Source organism: Mordavella massiliensis (assembly GCF_016902415.1).
Classification (GTDB): Bacteria; Bacillota; Clostridia; order Lachnospirales; family Lachnospiraceae; genus Merdimonas; species Merdimonas faecigallinarum.
Window position 1 is genome coordinate 34,737 of record NZ_JACJLV010000005.1, and the last position, 17,736, is coordinate 52,472.

Genomic DNA, 17,736 nt, shown 5'->3' on the forward strand with positions numbered 1-17,736 from the left:
ACGATGCATATTGCAATCATCGGAGGCGGGGTCTCCGGACTGTCGGCAGCCATTGCCGCAGCCGGAGAAAATCCTTCCGCAAATATTACCATTTTCGAGCAAAAACCAGAACTGGGAAAGAAAATCCTGGTTACCGGGAACGGACATTGCAATCTGACAAACCGTTTTATGAAAGAGGACTGTTACAGAAGTGACAGGCCGTCTTTTGTAGCGCATCTGTTTACCCTTCCTGTATGGAACGATACCGGATCTTTTTTTGAGGGACTCGGACTTCCTCTTAAAGAAAAGCAGGGATACGTTTATCCCCGGTCTTTTCAGGCTTCTTCGGTACGTAAGGTACTGGTCCGCCGGATCAAAGAACTGGGGATACAGCGCAGGTTTCCGGCACGGGTAACAGAGCTCCTTCCGGAAGGATCCGGTTTCACCATCCGGTTTCAGGAGGAGGGAAGGACTTCTTCTGGCCAGGCAGATAGGGTAATCCTTGCCTGTGGGGGAAAAGCTGCGCCCGTCCAGGGTTCTGACGGAAGCGGTTACGCTCTTGCAAGGTCCTTTGGCCACCGGATCATCCCGGTTGTCCCGGCCCTGGTTCAGCTAAAGGTACGGAATCACCCCCTGGCAAAAGCCGCAGGGGTACGGACGGACGCAAAGATTACCATTCTCCTGAACGGCCATCCGGAACAGGAAGATACCGGCGAGCTTCAGATCACTGCTTACGGGATCTCCGGCATTCCGGTCTTTCAGGTGAGCCGTTATGCATCCCGGGGACTTTCAGAGAAAAAAGAAGTGACCGCAGAACTTGACCTGGTTCCGGAAATGACGGAACAGGAACTGGCCCGGTATTTTCTTAAGCGGATCCAGGAAAAGAACGCTGCCTGTCAATGCCTGGAAGATCTTCTTCTTGGTTTTTTCCCGGATAAACTGATCGTTCCTGTCCTGAAGATTGCAAAACTTTCCGGGCAGATGCGTGTTCCTGATATGGACTACGCTTTTGCAGCCAGACTGGCTTTGGCCTGTAAACAGATCACGCTTTCCATTGAAGGTACAAATGGCTTTGAAAACGCCCAGGTTTGTGCGGGAGGCGTTTCTTTAGACGAAATTGATCCGGATACCATGGAGTCCCGTCTGCAAAAAGGCCTCTATCTGGCCGGGGAACTTCTGGATATCGACGGGATCTGCGGCGGTTATAATATTCACTGTGCTGTGGCGACAGGCCGGATCGCCGGACGCTCCAGCGCAGGCAGTAGAAAATAAAGGAAAAAACTATGATTCAATTACAGCAGGTTAAGTTGAAAATTCCACACACAAAAGCGGAGATTGAGAAAAAGGTCTGTAAGATCCTTCGCATTTCCAGAAACCAGCTTCTTTCGATGCAGATATCCAGAAGATCTCTGGATGCGAGACGAAAGCCGGATCTTTCTTATGTTTACACTCTGGAGATCGAAGTAAAGGACGAAAGTTCCCTGAAAAAGCGATGGAAGCAGAACCGCTCCATACAGTTTCATCCGCCCGTACCCCCTTATTCCTATCAGGTCAGCGGCACCAGGAACCTTTCTTACCGCCCGGTGATCGCAGGAACCGGCCCTGCCGGCCTGTTCTGCGGATATGCACTGGCTAAAATGGGATACCGCCCGATCCTTCTGGAAAGAGGCGCGTCTGTGGAGGAGCGCAGGAAGGATGTAGAAACTTTCTGGAAAACAGGACGCCTGGATCCGGAATCCAACGTACAGTTTGGAGAAGGCGGAGCCGGCACTTTTTCCGACGGTAAACTGAATACACTGGTCCATGATCCGGATGGAAGAGGACGCGAGGTCTTTCGTCTTTTCGTCCAGTACGGCGCGCCGGAAGAGATCCTGTATGACAGCAAACCACATATAGGTACGGACAAACTGATCCAGATCGTCCGCTCCATGCGAAATGCGATCATCGAGATGGGCGGAGAATTTCATTTTCATTCCAGGATGACCGGGATCGATCTGGCTGACCAGGCTGACGGAAGTCCGCGTCTGAAAGCTGTCTTGGTAGAAAGCACAGCGGATCCACAGGCGGAAGAGAAGATCCCGGCCGATCTTCTGGTCCTTGCCATTGGCCACAGCGCAAGAGATACCTTTGCCATGCTTGCAGAAAATCAGTTTTCCATGGAGCCCAAAGCATTCGCAGTCGGCGTGCGGGTGGAGCATCCCCAGCAGATGATCGATGAAAGACAGTACGGCGGCACTCCGGAAAGCAGAGCTTCCAGAGGCCTTCCATCCGCTGCCTACAAGCTTACGGCAAATCTTCCAAATGGAAGAGGCGTCTATACCTTCTGCATGTGCCCGGGCGGGTACGTGGTAAACGCATCTTCAGAACCCGGATATCTGGCTGTCAACGGCATGAGCTACAGCGGCCGGGACGGCGAAAATGCCAACAGTGCTGTCATTGTCACCGTGCGTCCGGAAGATTACCCCGGAAGCGGGCCTCTTTCCGGTGTGGAATTTCAGCGGGAACTGGAAAAAGCCGCTTACCGTGCAGGAAAAGGAAAGATACCGGTTCAGCTTTTTGAGGATTTCTGTGAAAACCGGTGTTCCGAAGGTCCGGGCGCGTTTGCACCCCAGATCAAAGGCTCTTATACCTGGAGCAATCTTCGGGATATCTTCCCGGAAGAGATCGCAGAATCTCTGAAAGAAGGCATCCTTGCCTTTGACAGAAAGATTCCCGGATATGCAAGAAAAGATGCGGTTATGTCCGGAGTAGAGAGCAGGACTTCGTCTCCCGTGCGGATTCTCAGGGATAAAGACTGTCTGGAGGCAAACGTCAAAGGAGTATATCCCTGCGGAGAGGGCGCAGGATATGCCGGCGGCATCACATCCGCCGCTATGGACGGTCTGAAAGTTGCCCGCATGATCAGTCAGACTTACCGTCCGTTCGACAAAGACTGCGAAGTCTCCTGCGAAGTTTAAGATTTTTTTAATGGGAATGCCCTATACACATTTTCTGAAATGTGATAGAATGTATTGAGTTTTGAGTTAGACTGCTTAAAATGAGGAGGAGTACATATGAAGGGAACAGGAAGTAAAAACGCCTGGGCTTTATTTCTGCTGTTACTGGCGGGAATTGTACTTGGGGGATTTATCGGGATGCTGGCAGAAGGAGTGCCGGCTCTTGACTGGCTGGCCTACGGCCAGTCTTTTGGACTGGACGAGCCGATCGTGTTGAACCTCGGTGTTCTGGTCGTTACCTTTGGTCTTACGATAAAAATAACCATTGCAAGTATTATTGGCGTGATTCTTTCCATTTTCATCTACCGTTTCTTATAATACAGCATGGTCTGGAATATCGCACGAATCCAAAGAGAAAATGAATCAGTCAAATACCATGAAAGAAATACCCGAAGCAGAGCGTCCGTACGAAAAGTGTGAAAGGCTGGGCGCAGGCAGGCTGACAGACGTAGAGCTTCTCGCCGTTTTGCTCCGGACAGGCACCAGAGGAGAAAATGCCGTTTCTCTTGCAAGACGCATCCTTTATAATGCAGGAGAGACCGGGATCCTCGGGATCCATCAGTTCAGTATGGAACGATTGAAAAAGATCAAAGGGATCGGAAGAGTGAAAGCGATCCAGATATCCTGTATATCTGAACTTGCAAAAAGACTTGCAAAAGCTTCTTACAGCAATACGCTGTGCTTTTCCCGTCCGGATACGATTGCCCGGTACTACATGGAAGACCTGCGCCATGAAAAGCAGGAGGTCATGAAGCTTTTGATGTTGAATTCAAAAGCAAAACTGATCGGCGAGACCAATGTTTCAAAAGGCACGGTCAATTCTTCGCTGATCACACCAAGAGAACTTTTTATTGAGGCGCTGCAAAAAGACGCAGTGTCCATTGTACTTATGCATAATCACCCAAGCGGTGATCCGACTCCCAGCCGGGAAGATATGCTGACAACCAAACGGATTCAGGACGCAGGCGCGCTGATCGGAATTGAATTGTTAGATCATATCATTATTGGCAATAATTGTTATATCAGTTTCCGGGAGGAGGGCATATTACAGAAAGGATTCTGACAAATGGCAAGAAATATATACGGTCTTGATCTCGGTTCCTATGAGATCAAGGTCTATGATAAAAAGAAAGATACCATATGGAAAGAAAAAGACGCCCTTGCGCTTACGGATAAAAAGGAAATTTTTGCGGTGGGTGATGAGGCATATGAAATGTACGAAAAGACGCCGCCGTTCCTCGATGTAGTTTTCCCGATGAAGCAAGGCGTCATTTCCCGTTTTACAGACATGCAGTTTCTTCTGCAGAACCTGCTGAAAAAAGACCGTCAGTTTGTACGGGGATCCGAATACGTGATCGCCGTTCCGACAGACGTAACGGAAGTGGAAAAAAAGGCTTTCTTTGACCTGGTCATCCATTCCAATGCAAAAGCAAAAGAGGTCAATATCGTGGAACGCGCGATCGCGGACGCGGTAGGGCTGAATCTGGACGTACAGAATACCAAAGGCCTTTTCATCGCCAACTTTGGCGGTGAGACGACGGAACTGTCCGTACTGGCCGGCGGCGGAATGGTGCTGAACCGGCTTCTGAAAACCGGAGGCAGAACTTTTGATGAGGCAGTGATCAACCTGATCCGGCACAGCCATGACTTTCTGATCGGACGTCATACAGCGGAGAATCTCCGGAAAAGTTTTGGTATCTTTACCAGTGAGGTGGATGAAGTGATCCCTGCGGCGGGCCGTGACCTGATCACCAGAGTTCCGATGCAGAAACCCATATCCATCAATCTTGTTCGTACAGCCATGAAGGATCCGCTGCTGGAATGTATCCGCGCGATCCAGTCTCTTCTCGACCGCACGCCGCCGGAAGTCAGAAAAGCGATCGCAGACAACGGTATTTTCCTTACCGGCGGGGTTGCCCATACCGCAGGTCTGGAAACCTATATAGAAGAAATGATCGGGATCCGGTGCCGTACGGCTCTGGAACCGGATATCTGTTCTGTGACCGGTCTGAAAAAGATTATAGAGTCACCGGAACTACGGAAACTGGCATATTCAATGATAGAAGAAAATTACAGGTGGATGCGATAATATGAAAGTAAAAAATCAAACCTCTATGCCAAGTAAATACTGGCTGGTCATACTTGCCGTGATCTGCGTCATACTTCTGGGAATTGAAGGCGTATCTGACAGCGGAGGCCCGTTGCGGTTTGTGGCAAATTATACGATCATCCCCATGCAGAAAGGGATCAGTTATGCCGGCAGATATTTAAGCGATCTTTCCGATAATCTGGATACGCTGGAAGAAGTACGGGCGGAAAATGAAGAACTACAGTCTAAAGTCGATCAGCTGTCCATTGATAACACAAGGCTGCGGCAGGAACAGTATGAACTGGAGAGACTGCGGGAACTTTATCAGCTGGATGAAAACTATGCGGATTATAAGAAAACCGCCGCACATGTGATCGCCAACAACGGCAGCAACTGGTTCAATGATTTTACCATAGACAAGGGAAGCAACGACGGGATCAAAGTAGACTGTAATGTGCTTGCCGGAAGCGGTCTTGCGGGGATCGTTACGGAAGTGGGGCCTGATTATGCAAGAGTCCGTTCGATCATTGACGATTCCAGCAATATCAGCGCCATGATCCTGTCCACTTCAGACATCTGCATGGTCCGCGGAGACCTGCAGCTTGCTGCTGACGGAAGGATCCGGTTTGAAAATCTTCCCAATAATGATAACGAGATCGAAGTGGGAGAGCAGGTGGTCACTTCCCATGTGAGCAGCCGTTTTGTACAGGGATTGTTTATCGGCTACATCAGTGAGATTGAAGTGGATTCCAACAATCTTACCCGTTCGGGATATATTACACCGGCTGTTGATTTCAGCAATCTGCAGGAAGTCCTTGTGATCACAGACACCAAGCAGGATCTGGTCAGTGAAAAGGAATCCACAGGCGAAGGAGAATAGCTATGAAAAGAAAGATCATTACGCTTATTATCATCCTTGTCTGCTTTCTGTTAGAATGTACTTTATTTGACCAGCTGTCTTTTGCATTGATCAAGCCGAACCTTTTGATCATCGTTACTTCTTCTTTCGGGTTTATGCGGGGAAGGAAAACGGGAATGTTTGTGGGATTTCTATGCGGACTGCTGGCAGATCTGTTCTGGGGTGGCACCCTGGGTTTATATATGCTGATCTATACACTGATCGGATATGGAAACGGGACGTTTCAGCGGATGTTCTATGATGACGACGTAAAACTTCCTATCGGACTGATCGCAGGAAGTGAACTGGTATATGGGCTGAGCAGTTACGTCTGTCTCCATATGCTTCACGGCGATTTTCATTTTGCAGGTTATCTGTCAGAGATTATCCTGCCGGAACTGGTATACACGATACTGATTACTTTGCTGCTTTATCAGGTGATCTTACACATCAACAAGAAGCTGGAAGCAGAAGAACAAAGGAGTGCAAGTAAATTTGTCTAATTTTTTAGAAAAAATCAAATACGGGATCTCCGAAGTTGCACGCTCCAGGACCTCTGTTGCCATCATCGTTTTCAGTGTTATGGCAGCTATTCTGGTACAGCGTCTTTTCTATCTGCAGATCGTCCGCGGTGAAGATTATGCGGAAGATTATGAACTTCAGATTCAGAAAAGCAAGGAGATTGAAGGCACCCGCGGTAATATCTATGACCGCAACGGCAATCTTCTGGCGTATAATGAACTGGCGTATTCTGTTACCTTTGAATACAGCGGAGATTATAAAAATAAAGAACTGAACCAGATTGTCTCCACTGTGATCCAGATGGTAGAAAAAAACGGGGATTCTGTCATCAATGATTTCGGGATCGTACTGGATAATAACGACAATTACACCTACATTGCCGAGTCAGATACAGAACGTCTCCGTTTTCTTGCCGATGTGTTCGGATACAGAACGATTGATAAACTGACAGAAGAGCAGAGGAATATTTCTGCTGAAGGCCTGATCGATTATCTCTGTACAGACGAGACCTACGGCTATGGGATCAACCAGAAAAAAATGTCCAGAGCCGAAGTCTTAAAGCTGGTCAACATCCGTTATGCCATTTCTCTGAACAGTTACCAGCAGTGGCTGTCGACTACTCTGGCAGAAGACGTCAGCGACGAGACGGTAGCCGACATTATGGAGCATGCGGATACGCTTCCTGGCGTGAATATCGAAGAAATATCCATGCGACGGTATACGGACAGCTATTGTTTTGCCAACATGATCGGTTACACCGGACAGATCTCACAGGAAGAATATGACGCCCTGTCCAAAAAGGAGCAGGAGAATTATTCTCTGACCGACACAGTAGGAAAGTCGGGCCTGGAGCAGGTAATGGACTCCTATCTGAAGGGAAAAAAGGGCAGTGAGACCTTGTATGTCAACAATGTAGGGCGCGTGATCGACCGGGAAAAGACAAAAGAAGAAAAAGCCGGAAATGATCTGTATCTGACCATTGACGCAGATCTTCAGAAAGCCGCTTACCATATCATCGAACAGGAACTGGCTGGTATTCTGTTATCAAAGATTCAGAATACCCTGGATTTTGACCGTACAAAAGTTGATGACGGAAGTGATGTGATCATCCCCATCGGCGATGTATACAATGCTTTCATTGATAATGAGATGCTGGATATGACGCATTTCCAGGAAGAAGACGCGGGCGCCGCCGAAAAGGAGATCGCCTCCGCTTTTGCAGAACGTAAAGAGCAGGTTCTGAAAGAATTAACCGATATTCTGTCTGATCCAGACGCCAGCGCCTATAAGGATGCCGGAAAAGAACAGCAGGCGTATCAAAGTTATATTGTCAATACCGTGTTGAACCAGAATTCCGGAATCTTAATGAGCGATGCCATTGACACAGGCGACGAGACTTATCAAGCCTGGAGAGAAAAGGAAACCATCAATATTTACACTTATTTAAATTACGCGATTTCCCAGAACTGGATCAATACGTCTCTTTTAAAAGACTATGTGCCTTCAGAGGGAGAATATTCCAGTTCCGGCGAAATATATCAGGCGATTCTTGCTTACGTGCTTGATCAGATCGGAAATGATACCGAATTCGATAAACTGGTCTATCAGTATATGATCAAAGCCGGATCTGTAACAGGCAGACAGCTTTGCATGGCGCTTTATGAACAGGGTGTTCTTTCTATGGATGAAGGGCTGTACAACGCTTTAAACAGCGGTGAGATGGAAGCCTATGACTTTGTCCGCGCGCGGATCCAGGCACTGGAACTGACGCCGGGACAGCTTGGACTGGAGCCTTGTACTGGATCCTTTGTTATGACAGATCCCGATTCCGGCGAAGTGCTTGCCTGTGTATCTTATCCTGGATACGATAACAACCGGCTGGCTAACACGATGGACTCCAATTATTTCAGCAAACTTGCCAAGGATAATGCAAGTCCGATGTATAATACAGCAACCCAGGAGCGTACCGCCCCCGGATCCACTTATAAACCCCTGGTGTCCATCGCAGGACTGACAGAAGGACTGATCGATACCGGCACTTATTTCAACTGTACCGGCGAATATGATAAAGTAGAACCGCCGCCGCGGTGCTGGATCTATCCAAACGCCCACGGAAGTCTTGCCGTAGAAGGCGCGATCCAGAATTCCTGTAACTGCTTCTTTTACGAAGTCGGCTATCAGATGAGTATTGAAAGAAGCGGCCCGGATGAAGACGGCGACGGCAAAGCAGATAATGTTACCTTTTCCAGTGATCGCGGTACAGACACACTGGCAAAATATGCGAAAGCTTTCGGACTGGGAGAGACCTCCGGGCTTGAGATCCCGGAATCAGATCCCCAGATTTCCGATGAAACATCGGTTCTGTCAGCGATCGGTCAGGGCAATAACAACTATACGACCAGTCAGCTTGCCAGATATATCACTGCCGTTGCCAATGAAGGAACGGTATACAATTTAAGCCTGCTGGATAAAGTGGTCTCTGTAGACGGAAAAACGGTGAAGGATTTTACTCCGGAAGTAAAAAATTCACTCACAGATGTTTCCGCCTCCAGCTGGACTGCAGTACACAACGGTATGCGCAACGTAATTAAGGTGGCGCAGGCACAGGTTTTTGCAAAACTGAATGCCAGCGGCGTGGAGGTTTCCGGAAAGACGGGTACCGCACAGCAGAGTAAAACCCATCCGGACCATGCACTCTTTGTGGGATTTGCACAGAGCAGCGATCCGGAGGTTGCATTCGCCATCCGTATCGCAAACGGTTACAGTTCCACATACGCAGCGGAAGTCGGCAATGATGTGATGGAATATTATTATCAGATCACGCCGGAAGAAGAACTTATTACTGGAACGGCATCTGAAATTGCTGTAAGTACGACAGGAGATTAAAGAATTTATTGACGTAAAACCAGTTATAGGAGGAAGTATTCATGGGCGAAGTAATTGTAATCACATCAGGAAAAGGCGGAGTGGGTAAAACAACCACTACCGCAAATATCGGCGCAGGCCTTTCAAAACTGGAGAAAAAAGTGGTTGTGATCGATACAGATCTCGGTCTTCGGAACCTGGACGTGGTAATGGGGCTTGAAAATCTGATCGTTTACAACCTGGTAGACGTGATCGAGGGTACCTGCAGATTGAAGCAGGCAATGATCCGGGATAAGAGATATGAGAATCTTTATCTCTTACCGTCTGCGCAGACCCGGGATAAAACAGCCATTTCTCCGGGGCAGATGAAAAAACTGACTTCTGAATTAAAAGAAGAGTTTGACTATATTCTTCTGGACTGCCCGGCAGGCATTGAGCAGGGCTTCCAGAACGCGATCGCAGGCGCGGACCGGGCCATTGTAGTAACAACTCCGGAAGTTTCTGCCATCCGCGATGCGGACCGGATCATCGGCCTTCTGGAAAGCCAGAAGATCCCCAAGACAGATCTGATCATCAACCGGATCCGGATGGATATGGTAAGACGCGGGGATATGATGTCTGTAGATGATGTGACAGAAATCCTGTCCGTCCCGCTGATCGGTGCGATCCCGGACGATGAAAAGGTCGTGATCGGCACAAATCAGGGAGAACCGGTTATCGGACTTGGCGGACCGGCCCAGACAGCATACATGAATATCTGCAGGCGGATCACGGGAGAAGAAGTGCCGTTCCTGGATCTGAATACAGGGAACGGATTCTTTTCCAGACTTTCCAGTCTGTTTAAAAAGGATTAGGAGGGCGCGCCATGCAGAAAAGATCTTCTGTATCAATCGCCCGGAATCGTCTGAAGGCGCTTGTTACTTCCGACAGGGTCAATTGTTCGCCGGCTGCATATGAAGATATCTGCCGGGAACTTTTCGAAACACTGTCAAAATACATGGAACTTACAGAAGATAACTTTGATGTAGAGATCAATCGTAATCAAGTCATTATTACATTTTTAGGAGAAGAAACGTGAGATTGCCAAATTTCTTAAAACGGTATCACCTGAAAGACTATAAAATGAATCTTGTCCTTCTGGTTCTTGCATTGTCCGTGATCGGCGTATTCGTGATCGGCAGCGCGGAACCGGACAATCAGTCCAGGCAGATCATCGGACTGGCCTTCGGCCTGTTTGTTATGGTGATCGTTTCGCTGATCGATTATGTCTGGCTCATGGATTTTTACTGGCTCATTTACGGCTTTGTCGTTCTGATCCTGGGAGCAGTGCTTGTCATAGGAACAGAAGTAAACGGCGCCACCCGCTGGATCAACCTTGGCTTTACCCAGTTCCAGCCTTCAGAGCTTGCAAAAATCCTGCTGATCCTGTTTTTTGCCAAATTTATCACTGAACATGAGGACGAGATCAGTGAACCGCGCACCCTGTTGAAATATGCAGTGCTCTGCGGGATCCCGCTGGCTCTGATCATCGCAGAGCCAAACCTTTCCACAACCATCTGTACAGCCCTGGTTCTGTGTCTGCTGATCTACATCGGCGGACTGAGTTACAAATTTATCGGGACGGTTCTGATGATCCTGATCCCGGTGGCGGTGATCTTTTTAAGTATTGTGGTACAGCCAAACCAGCCATTCCTGAAAGATTATCAGCAGGAACGTATCCTGGCCTTTCTGGAGCCGGAAAAGTATGCAAGCGACGGCGCCTATCAGCAGCGAAATTCCGTCATGGCCATCGGCTCCGGACAGCTGACCGGTAAAGGACTTAATAATACGACGACCGAATCTGTCAAGAACGGGGACTTCATCCTGGAGCCCAGTACAGACTTTATTTTCGCTATTGTAGGGGAAGAATTAGGTTTCATTGGAAGTTGTATTATTATTGCTTTATTATTGTTGATTGTGATACAATGTATATTGATTGGAAGACGATCGCAGAACCTGTCAGGGCGTATTATCTGTTGCGGAGTCGGCGGCCTGATAGGGATACAAAGTTTTATTAATATTGGAGTTGCAACACAACTGATTCCAAATACGGGGGTTCCGCTGCCATTTATAAGTTACGGACTGACCTCTCTGGTCAGCCTCTATATTGGTATCGGTCTTGTCCTAAATGTTGGATTACAGCCGAAAAAATATCAGTAAGGAGTGAAGAGCATGAATATTGGGCTGATAGCACACGATTCCAAAAAAACACTGATGCAGAACTTCTGTATTGCTTACAGGGGAATCTTAAGCAAACACAATCTGTATGCGACCGGAACGACCGGACGGCTGATCGAGGAAGTGACGAATCTGAACATCCACAAATATCTGGCCGGGCCGTTAGGAGGCAAGCAGCAGCTTGGCGCCCAGATCGCTCAGAATGATATTGATGCTCTTATTTTCCTTCGTGAGCCTTCCAACCCAAGGCCTCACGATCCGGATCTCAATGATGTGATCCGTCTGTGCGATATGTACAATATTCCGCTGGCAACCAACCTTGCCACAGCGGAGCTGATTATTTTAGCAATTGACAGAGGAGATCTTGACTGGCGTGAAATGTATCGGTAAATGTTTTGGTTCTGTTGCGTGGATCCTGGCAGGTGCACTGTGCCTTACCGGCTGTTCTCTTTTTGAACCGGATCCGGTTGTGACAGAATACGAGACACAAACTTATAATAAAAATATATATCGGGATCATCTGTTCGCAGAAGATCTCTGTGTTCCGGATGGAAATGTGGAAATGACCGGAGCGCCTGATACCTCAGGTCTTCATGCAGCCGCTTTATTTGACGTGGAGCAGGCGCAGACAGATTTTTCTTATCAGGTCTATGACCGGCTGTTTCCGGCCAGTACAACAAAGATCATGACTGCCCTTGTGGCGATTGAATCCGGAGATCTGTCTCAGACGGTAACCGTATCTGAGGCTGCAGCTGCTTCCAGTTTTGCGGCGGATGAATCTGTCTGTGAACTGGAGCTTGGAGACCAGCTTACTCTTAAGGATCTGCTATACGGTCTGCTTCTTTGCTCCGGCAATGATGCCGCAGTCGCAATTGCCGAAGCAGTAGGCGGTGATGTGGAAACCTTTGTGGGCATGATGAATGAGAAAGCCGAAGAATTGATGGCAACCTCTACGCATTTTGTAAATCCCCACGGGCTCCATGATGAAAATCATTACACAACTGCCTATGATCTGTATCTGATTTTTAACGAATGTATCAAGCACGAGGAGTTTGTCCAGGTGATCAGCGCACAAGCCTATGATCCCCAGATTACCGGAGCTGACGGCAACCCCAGAAGCGTAGAGTGGGAGCCGACGAATTTTTATGCCACCGGCGAAGCCTCCCGTCCGGAATCCGTCACTCTTGTGGGCGGAAAGACCGGTACAACAAAGCTTGCCGGAAATTGTCTGATCCTTCTGAGCAGAGATTCTTCCGACCAGCCGTATATTTCTGTTGTAATGGGGGCGGATTCCAAAGAACTGTTATATCAGGATATGACGACGATCCTGAACACGCTCCCTGCGGACAACCAGGCAGACGGGCAGCAATCATCACAATAACATGCAAAAAAGGGGCATCTCCGAAGCGGGATACCCCTTTCCTCTATTCCAGAAGAATGTATGATTAGGAAGCAGATGTGATTCTTCCATACAGGCTGATCAGGTATAAGCCGCATAGTCCTACCAGCGTATAGATAATACGTGACAGCCAGGACAGGTTGCCAAACAAAAAGGCGACCAGATCAAAACGGAAGATACCGACCAGAAGCCAGTTGACTGCTCCGATGATCACCAGTGTGAGAGCAGTGTAATCAAACCATTTCATATGAATTCCTCCTTTTTTGGTATATCGTTAGTATTCTGGTTTTGGTAAAATTTATTCATTGTCAGATGAGGTTTAGAAAATGCAGGAAGATTTCTTTTATTATCCATATTCCAGTTACCTGAAAAAGAAATATGGCGAAAAAGTATATAAGTTGCCGGTAAATCTTCCGGTTACCTGTCCAAACCGGGAAAATGGTTCCGGAGGATGCGCTTTTTGTGCGCGGTCAGGGACCGGATTTGAATCCTGTGAAAGCTGCACGCCGGTAAAAGAGCAGCTTGCGCATGCCCGTGGTATTATTTCCCGCAAATATCATGCAAAAAAGTATATCGCCTACTTTCAGAACTATACCAATACCTATCTGCCGGTTGGAGAGTTTTCCTGCTATTTACAGGAAGCCGCCGGTTTTCCGGACATCGTTGAAATCGCTGTCTCTACCCGTCCCGACTGCATCGCGCCTCCTTATCTGGAGGTTCTCGACCGGATCCGGAAAGAGTTCGGAGTTCAGATAACGATAGAACTGGGCCTGCAGACCGCAAATTATCATACGCTGCTATCCATCAACCGCGGCCATACCCTGGCCGAGCTGATCGACGCGGTTCTTATGATCCGTCCCTATGGATTTGATATCTGCGCTCACGTGATTTTAAATCTTCCGGGAGACAACTTAAATGACGCCATAGAAACAGCCAGGATCTTGTCCGCTCTGCGAATCGATATTGTTAAGGCACATTCTCTGTATATTGCAAAAAACACAAGGTTGTGCGAAGCGTACGAAAATGGTACAATAACTTTATGCTCCAAAGAGGAGTATTTCCGCCGTCTGATCGTATTTCTGGAGCACCTGTCTCCGGAAACCGCAGTGGAACGTCTTTTCAGCCGGATTCCCGAAAAGGATGCTGTATTCTGTAACTGGGGGACAAGCTGGTGGAAATTAAGAGAAGAACTTCTCTCGATCATGGAAGCAGGGCATTATCATCAGGGAAGACGGTTTCATTACCTGAACGGCGCTGCTCTTGCCGGGATCCGGGAAGCGGGATCCGCGTCGCACAGATCCGAATAACAGGGGAGGAAATATACTTTGAGCGGTAATAAAATGACAAACATAGAAGTTTATCGCAAAAAATGGCATTTTAATATTGGTATCTTTATATTTGGGGTAATATTTATCTATCTTGCCGCTACAGTGCTTTTGTATCTTACTGGTAATCACGTATCCATCTATGAGGTCCGGGAAGGTTCGATCCAGAAGGATACGGCATATACAGGACTGATCCTGCGGGAAGAAACGGTTGTAACAGCAGATACCTCCGGTTACGTCAATTATTTCCCGCTGGAGGGAAGTAAAGTAGGCGCACAGACAAAAGTCTACTGTATGACACCGGATAAGCTGGAATTCAAATCATCCGGTTCGGAGGAAGATACACAAGCACTTTCGGCAGAAGAGCAGGCATCGGTTCTGCAGCAGACACGAAGTTTCAGCGACAGTTTTGACAGTGATAAATTCAGCGATGTCTATGCTTTAAAGGACAGGGTTTCTACGATTCTGGAAAGTAAGTCTACTCAAAGCAGGCAGGCACAGCTTGACCAGATGGTGATAGATGGTTCCCAGCAGCTGCAGATCTATAATGCCGCCACGGACGGGATCATCCTGTTTTCTACAGACGGCTGTGAATCAGTTACCATGGATACCGTCACAGAAGACATGATCAGCAAGGCCGATTATAAGGCGTCTTATCTGCAGAATAATACATACGTCAATGCAGGCGATCCTGTGTACAAGCTGGTCCGTTCCGATTTATGGCATATCGTGCTTTTGCTGGATGACGAAACAGCAGAAGAATTGAAAGAGAACAGCAGTGTGTCGATCAAATTTTCCAAGGACAATCAAACGGCTGTGGCAAAATTAGAGATCAAGAAAAAAGGCAAGCAAAATTACGCTTTCCTGACCCTGGATTCTTCTATGATACGCTATGCCTCTGACCGCTATGTGGATATTGAACTGATCCTGGAAGACCAGTCCGGATTGAAGATCCCGAAATCTTCCGTGATTAAAAAGGATTTTTATACTGTACCGGAAGATTATCTTTCCAAAAACGGAAGCGGTGTTCTGATCGACGACGGATCTGACAGCGCTAATTTCCAGGAGGCTGAGGTGTATTACCGAGATAATGAAAACGGTATGATCTATCTGGACGCAGATGCATTGAAAGAAGGAACGGTTCTAAGAAAAGAAGATTCAGAGGATACTTATGCGCTGAAGGTCAAAGAAACTCTTCGCGGCGTTTATAATATCAATAAAGGATACGCAGAATTCCGGCAGGTGCAGATCTTGTGTGAAAGCGATGAATATTACATCGTGGAAAGCGGAAGCGATTACAGTCTGTCGAACTATGACCATATCGCCCTGAGCGGAGAGGGTATCCATGAAAATGACGTGGTTTTCTAGTACCAGTATAAAAAGGAGAGATGTTGCTATGCTGCGTGAAAATCTGGAACTCGTAGAAAATAATATCCTGGAAGCCTGCAGGCGTTCCGGCCGCGACAGAAGCGAGGTGACGCTCATTGCGGTCAGCAAAACGAAGCCCGTCAGCATGCTCCGGGAGGCTTATGATCTTGGGATCCGAACCTTTGGTGAAAACAAGGTGCAGGAACTGACTGATAAATACGAGGTTCTGCCTCATGATATTGAATGGCATCTGATCGGTCATCTTCAGAGAAACAAGGTGAAATACATCATCGATAAAGCCGCTCTTATTCATTCTGTGGATTCCCTGCGTCTTGCAGAGACCATCGAAAAAGAAGCTGCAAAACATCAGATGACCGTCGATATCCTGATTGAAGTCAATGTTGCAAAAGAAGAGAGCAAATTTGGCCTTATGCCGGAAGAATTAGACGCTTTTGTGGATAAAATCGCTGATTTTCCACACATCCGTGTAAAAGGTCTCATGACAATCGCTCCATTTGTTGCTGATCCAGAAGAAAATCGCCCGATTTTCGCCCATTTACGTAAATTATCTGTTGACATAGCGGCAAAAAACATTGATAATATTACTATGAGCATTTTGTCAATGGGTATGACCAATGATTATCAGGTGGCCATTGAAGAAGGCGCCACAATGGTTCGTGTAGGAACCGGTATTTTTGGCGCACGTGATTATGCTCAACAAGGAAACGTAAGATAGGAGATTTAGTGATGGGAGTATTAGACAAGTTTCTTGATATCATGAAACTGAACGACGGAGACGATTACGACGACGATTTCTTCGATGATGATTATGAGGATGATTACGAAGAGGAAAAACCGAAAAAAAGTCTCTTTGGCGGACGCCCCAAAAAATATGAAGAAGAAGAGGATGAAGAGGAAAGCTACGAAGTGGCTCCAAGATCCTCCAGAAGTTCTTCTCATTCCAGCAATAAAGTAACTCCGATGCGCCAGCCGGCAAGAAGAAATAACGTAAGCATGGAAGTCTGTGTGATCAAACCGACTTCTGTAGATGATGCCAGAGAGATTACAGAGACTCTGTTAAGCGGACGTACTGTAATCCTGAACCTGGAAGGTCTGGATCTGGAAGTTGCCCAGCGCATCATTGATTTTACTTCAGGCGCTACTTATGCGATCAGCGGTAATCTTCAGAAGATTTCCAATTATATCTTCCTGGTAACACCAACGAATGTTGATATTTCCGGAGATCTGCAGGATCTTCTGAATACTTCCTTTGATGCATCTTCCATGCGCACCAGGTTTTAGGAAATGACAAAAGAGGAACTGCTTCTCCAGAAGCGATTCGTGGAGTTATCCAAGACCGCATTCAACCGCGGTATTGTAATGTTTTCAGATTTCTTGAATCTGAACGAATTAAATATTTTACATACGACTCCGAAGGCAATGTTTTCTTCCCGTTATGAGACATTCGGAGGCTATGGATTATCAGAGCGTCAGATGGCTGCATTTCTACCTGATGCTCTTTATTATGAGTATCAATATCCGATCACAGCTCTGGAGATCCGGCCTGCAGCGCCTAAATTTGCCGAAGCGCTGACGCACCGGGACTATCTTGGCGCTGTTATGAATCTGGGAATAGAACGGTCAAAACTGGGGGATATTCTCACTTATGAAGATGCAGCAGTTCTTTTTGTAAAAGAAGAACTGGCTTCCTACATTACAGAACAACTTTCCAGAGTCCGGCATACGGTTGTAAAGACAACGGTTCTTCCTTCTTTTCAGGAAGACTATGAGCCCAAATATGAGACCATCAGGGGAACGGTTCCTTCCATTCGTCTGGATACCGTCCTTTCCCTTGCATTTCCCATGTCCCGGAGCAAGATCACGGACTTTATTGAGGGCGGAAGAGTGTTTGTGAATGGAAGACTGATCACCAGCAACGGATACCGCCTGAACAGCGGAGATTATATTTCTGTCCGGAAAATGGGGCGGATCATGTATGAAGATATCATTTCCGGCACGAAAAAAGGACGCTTTCTGATCTCCGTCAGGAAGTATGGCTCATAATAAACAAGTTATAT

At 47.4% G+C, this 17,736-nt stretch carries 19 protein-coding genes; 18 read left to right on the top strand and 1 reads right to left on the bottom strand.

Translation table 11 applies throughout. The features are described 5' to 3' along the window. Positions 1 to 3: 3 nt before the first annotated feature. The 13 genes from H6A13_RS02460 to H6A13_RS02520 all read left to right on the top strand — a co-directional run bounded on the left by H6A13_RS02460 (position 4) and on the right by H6A13_RS02520 (position 12,947). Positions 4 to 1,251, top strand: coding sequence for a BaiN/RdsA family NAD(P)/FAD-dependent oxidoreductase (locus tag H6A13_RS02460; RefSeq protein ID WP_204908040.1), 1,248 nt, complete (start codon positions 4 to 6; stop codon positions 1,249 to 1,251). 11 nt (positions 1,252 to 1,262) lie between these two features. Then, positions 1,263 to 2,936, top strand: coding sequence for an NAD(P)/FAD-dependent oxidoreductase (locus H6A13_RS02465; protein ID WP_204908041.1), 1,674 nt, complete (start codon positions 1,263 to 1,265; stop codon positions 2,934 to 2,936). Positions 2,937 to 3,032: 96 nt separating this feature from the next. Continuing rightward, positions 3,033 to 3,293, top strand: coding sequence for a DUF4321 domain-containing protein (locus H6A13_RS02470; protein WP_204908042.1), 261 nt, complete (start codon positions 3,033 to 3,035; stop codon positions 3,291 to 3,293). A 40-nt stretch (positions 3,294 to 3,333) separates the two neighbouring features. After that, positions 3,334 to 4,038 carry a RadC family protein gene (gene radC / locus H6A13_RS02475; protein WP_204908043.1) on the top strand — a complete coding sequence of 235 codons (705 nt, stop codon included), beginning with the start codon at positions 3,334 to 3,336 and terminating at the stop codon, positions 4,036 to 4,038. Between the two features lie 3 nt (positions 4,039 to 4,041). Beyond that, entirely contained in the window at positions 4,042 to 5,064 is a 1,023-nt protein-coding gene (locus tag H6A13_RS02480) for a rod shape-determining protein (RefSeq protein ID WP_204908044.1), read from the top strand. 1 nt (position 5,065) lies between these two features. Beyond that, positions 5,066 to 5,944 (top strand): rod shape-determining protein MreC, encoded by an 879-nt coding sequence (gene mreC / locus H6A13_RS02485; protein ID WP_204908045.1) that lies wholly within the window; start codon positions 5,066 to 5,068, stop codon positions 5,942 to 5,944. A gap of 2 nt (positions 5,945 to 5,946) precedes the next feature. Then, positions 5,947 to 6,465 carry a rod shape-determining protein MreD gene (gene mreD / locus H6A13_RS02490; RefSeq protein WP_204908046.1) on the top strand — a complete coding sequence of 173 codons (519 nt, stop codon included), beginning with the start codon at positions 5,947 to 5,949 and terminating at the stop codon, positions 6,463 to 6,465. Further along, positions 6,458 to 9,370, top strand: a complete 2,913-nt coding sequence (locus tag H6A13_RS02495; RefSeq protein WP_243424710.1) for a penicillin-binding transpeptidase domain-containing protein — start codon at positions 6,458 to 6,460, stop codon at positions 9,368 to 9,370. Before mreD ends, H6A13_RS02495 begins: the two co-directional genes overlap by 8 nt. 41 nt (positions 9,371 to 9,411) lie before the next feature. Further along, positions 9,412 to 10,203 (top strand): septum site-determining protein MinD, encoded by a 792-nt coding sequence (gene minD / locus H6A13_RS02500; protein WP_204908047.1) that lies wholly within the window; start codon positions 9,412 to 9,414, stop codon positions 10,201 to 10,203. An 11-nt stretch (positions 10,204 to 10,214) separates the two neighbouring features. Next, positions 10,215 to 10,427 carry a cell division topological specificity factor MinE gene (locus tag H6A13_RS02505; protein ID WP_204908048.1) on the top strand — a complete coding sequence of 71 codons (213 nt, stop codon included), beginning with the start codon at positions 10,215 to 10,217 and terminating at the stop codon, positions 10,425 to 10,427. Next, complete coding sequence (locus tag H6A13_RS02510; RefSeq protein ID WP_204908049.1) at positions 10,424 to 11,548, top strand: FtsW/RodA/SpoVE family cell cycle protein; 1,125 nt, start codon at positions 10,424 to 10,426, stop codon at positions 11,546 to 11,548. Before H6A13_RS02505 ends, H6A13_RS02510 begins: the two co-directional genes overlap by 4 nt. Positions 11,549 to 11,560: 12 nt before the next feature. Further along, positions 11,561 to 11,956, top strand: a complete 396-nt coding sequence (gene mgsA / locus H6A13_RS02515; protein WP_204908050.1) for a methylglyoxal synthase — start codon at positions 11,561 to 11,563, stop codon at positions 11,954 to 11,956. Beyond that, positions 11,940 to 12,947, top strand: coding sequence for a D-alanyl-D-alanine carboxypeptidase family protein (locus tag H6A13_RS02520; protein WP_338042991.1), 1,008 nt, complete (start codon positions 11,940 to 11,942; stop codon positions 12,945 to 12,947). Before mgsA ends, H6A13_RS02520 begins: the two co-directional genes overlap by 17 nt. A gap of 64 nt (positions 12,948 to 13,011) precedes the next feature. Here the strand turns inward: H6A13_RS02520 and H6A13_RS02525 are convergent, their stop codons facing one another. Beyond that, complete coding sequence (locus H6A13_RS02525; protein ID WP_204908052.1) at positions 13,012 to 13,212, bottom strand: DUF378 domain-containing protein; 201 nt, start codon at positions 13,210 to 13,212, stop codon at positions 13,012 to 13,014. 79 nt (positions 13,213 to 13,291) lie between these two features. On the opposite strand from H6A13_RS02525, the gene mnmL reads away from it, so the two are divergent. Genes mnmL through H6A13_RS02550 form a run of 5 tightly spaced genes read left to right on the top strand, consistent with a single transcriptional unit; the run spans position 13,292 to position 17,722 of the window. Next, a complete protein-coding gene (gene mnmL / locus H6A13_RS02530; RefSeq protein ID WP_204908053.1) occupies positions 13,292 to 14,272 on the top strand; it encodes a tRNA modification radical SAM protein MnmL/YtqA in 981 nt (326 codons plus the stop codon). 18 nt (positions 14,273 to 14,290) lie between these two features. Next, positions 14,291 to 15,658, top strand: coding sequence for a biotin/lipoyl attachment domain-containing protein (locus H6A13_RS02535; RefSeq protein ID WP_204908054.1), 1,368 nt, complete (start codon positions 14,291 to 14,293; stop codon positions 15,656 to 15,658). 28 nt (positions 15,659 to 15,686) lie between these two features. Further along, on the top strand, positions 15,687 to 16,394 hold the full coding sequence (locus H6A13_RS02540) for a YggS family pyridoxal phosphate-dependent enzyme (protein WP_204908100.1): 708 nt from the start codon (positions 15,687 to 15,689) through the stop codon (positions 16,392 to 16,394). An 11-nt stretch (positions 16,395 to 16,405) separates the two neighbouring features. Beyond that, the gene (locus H6A13_RS02545; protein ID WP_204908055.1) at positions 16,406 to 16,960 is read left to right on the top strand and encodes a cell division protein SepF; all 555 of its coding nucleotides are present in this window, start codon (positions 16,406 to 16,408) and stop codon (positions 16,958 to 16,960) included. A gap of 3 nt (positions 16,961 to 16,963) precedes the next feature. Next, the gene (locus H6A13_RS02550) at positions 16,964 to 17,722 is read left to right on the top strand and encodes a YlmH family RNA-binding protein (RefSeq protein WP_204908056.1); all 759 of its coding nucleotides are present in this window, start codon (positions 16,964 to 16,966) and stop codon (positions 17,720 to 17,722) included. The last annotated feature ends 14 nt before the right edge of the window (positions 17,723 to 17,736 follow it).

Excerpts from the sequence above, each read along its gene's own strand:
- H6A13_RS02460 (WP_204908040.1), top strand. The coding sequence starts at position 4 with ATGCATATTGCAATCATCGGAGGCGGGGTCTCCGGACTGTCGGCAGCC.
- H6A13_RS02465 (WP_204908041.1), top strand. The coding sequence starts at position 1,263 with ATGATTCAATTACAGCAGGTTAAGTTGAAAATTCCACACACAAAAGCG.
- H6A13_RS02470 (WP_204908042.1), top strand. The coding sequence starts at position 3,033 with ATGAAGGGAACAGGAAGTAAAAACGCCTGGGCTTTATTTCTGCTGTTA.
- radC (WP_204908043.1), top strand. The coding sequence starts at position 3,334 with ATGAATCAGTCAAATACCATGAAAGAAATACCCGAAGCAGAGCGTCCG.
- H6A13_RS02480 (WP_204908044.1), top strand. The coding sequence starts at position 4,042 with ATGGCAAGAAATATATACGGTCTTGATCTCGGTTCCTATGAGATCAAG.
- mreC (WP_204908045.1), top strand. The coding sequence starts at position 5,066 with ATGAAAGTAAAAAATCAAACCTCTATGCCAAGTAAATACTGGCTGGTC.
- mreD (WP_204908046.1), top strand. The coding sequence starts at position 5,947 with ATGAAAAGAAAGATCATTACGCTTATTATCATCCTTGTCTGCTTTCTG.
- minD (WP_204908047.1), top strand. The coding sequence starts at position 9,412 with ATGGGCGAAGTAATTGTAATCACATCAGGAAAAGGCGGAGTGGGTAAA.
- H6A13_RS02505 (WP_204908048.1), top strand. The coding sequence starts at position 10,215 with ATGCAGAAAAGATCTTCTGTATCAATCGCCCGGAATCGTCTGAAGGCG.
- mgsA (WP_204908050.1), top strand. The coding sequence starts at position 11,561 with ATGAATATTGGGCTGATAGCACACGATTCCAAAAAAACACTGATGCAG.
- H6A13_RS02525 (WP_204908052.1), bottom strand. The coding sequence starts at position 13,212 with ATGAAATGGTTTGATTACACTGCTCTCACACTGGTGATCATCGGAGCA.
- mnmL (WP_204908053.1), top strand. The coding sequence starts at position 13,292 with ATGCAGGAAGATTTCTTTTATTATCCATATTCCAGTTACCTGAAAAAG.
- H6A13_RS02540 (WP_204908100.1), top strand. The coding sequence starts at position 15,687 with ATGCTGCGTGAAAATCTGGAACTCGTAGAAAATAATATCCTGGAAGCC.
- H6A13_RS02545 (WP_204908055.1), top strand. The coding sequence starts at position 16,406 with ATGGGAGTATTAGACAAGTTTCTTGATATCATGAAACTGAACGACGGA.
- H6A13_RS02550 (WP_204908056.1), top strand. The coding sequence starts at position 16,964 with ATGACAAAAGAGGAACTGCTTCTCCAGAAGCGATTCGTGGAGTTATCC.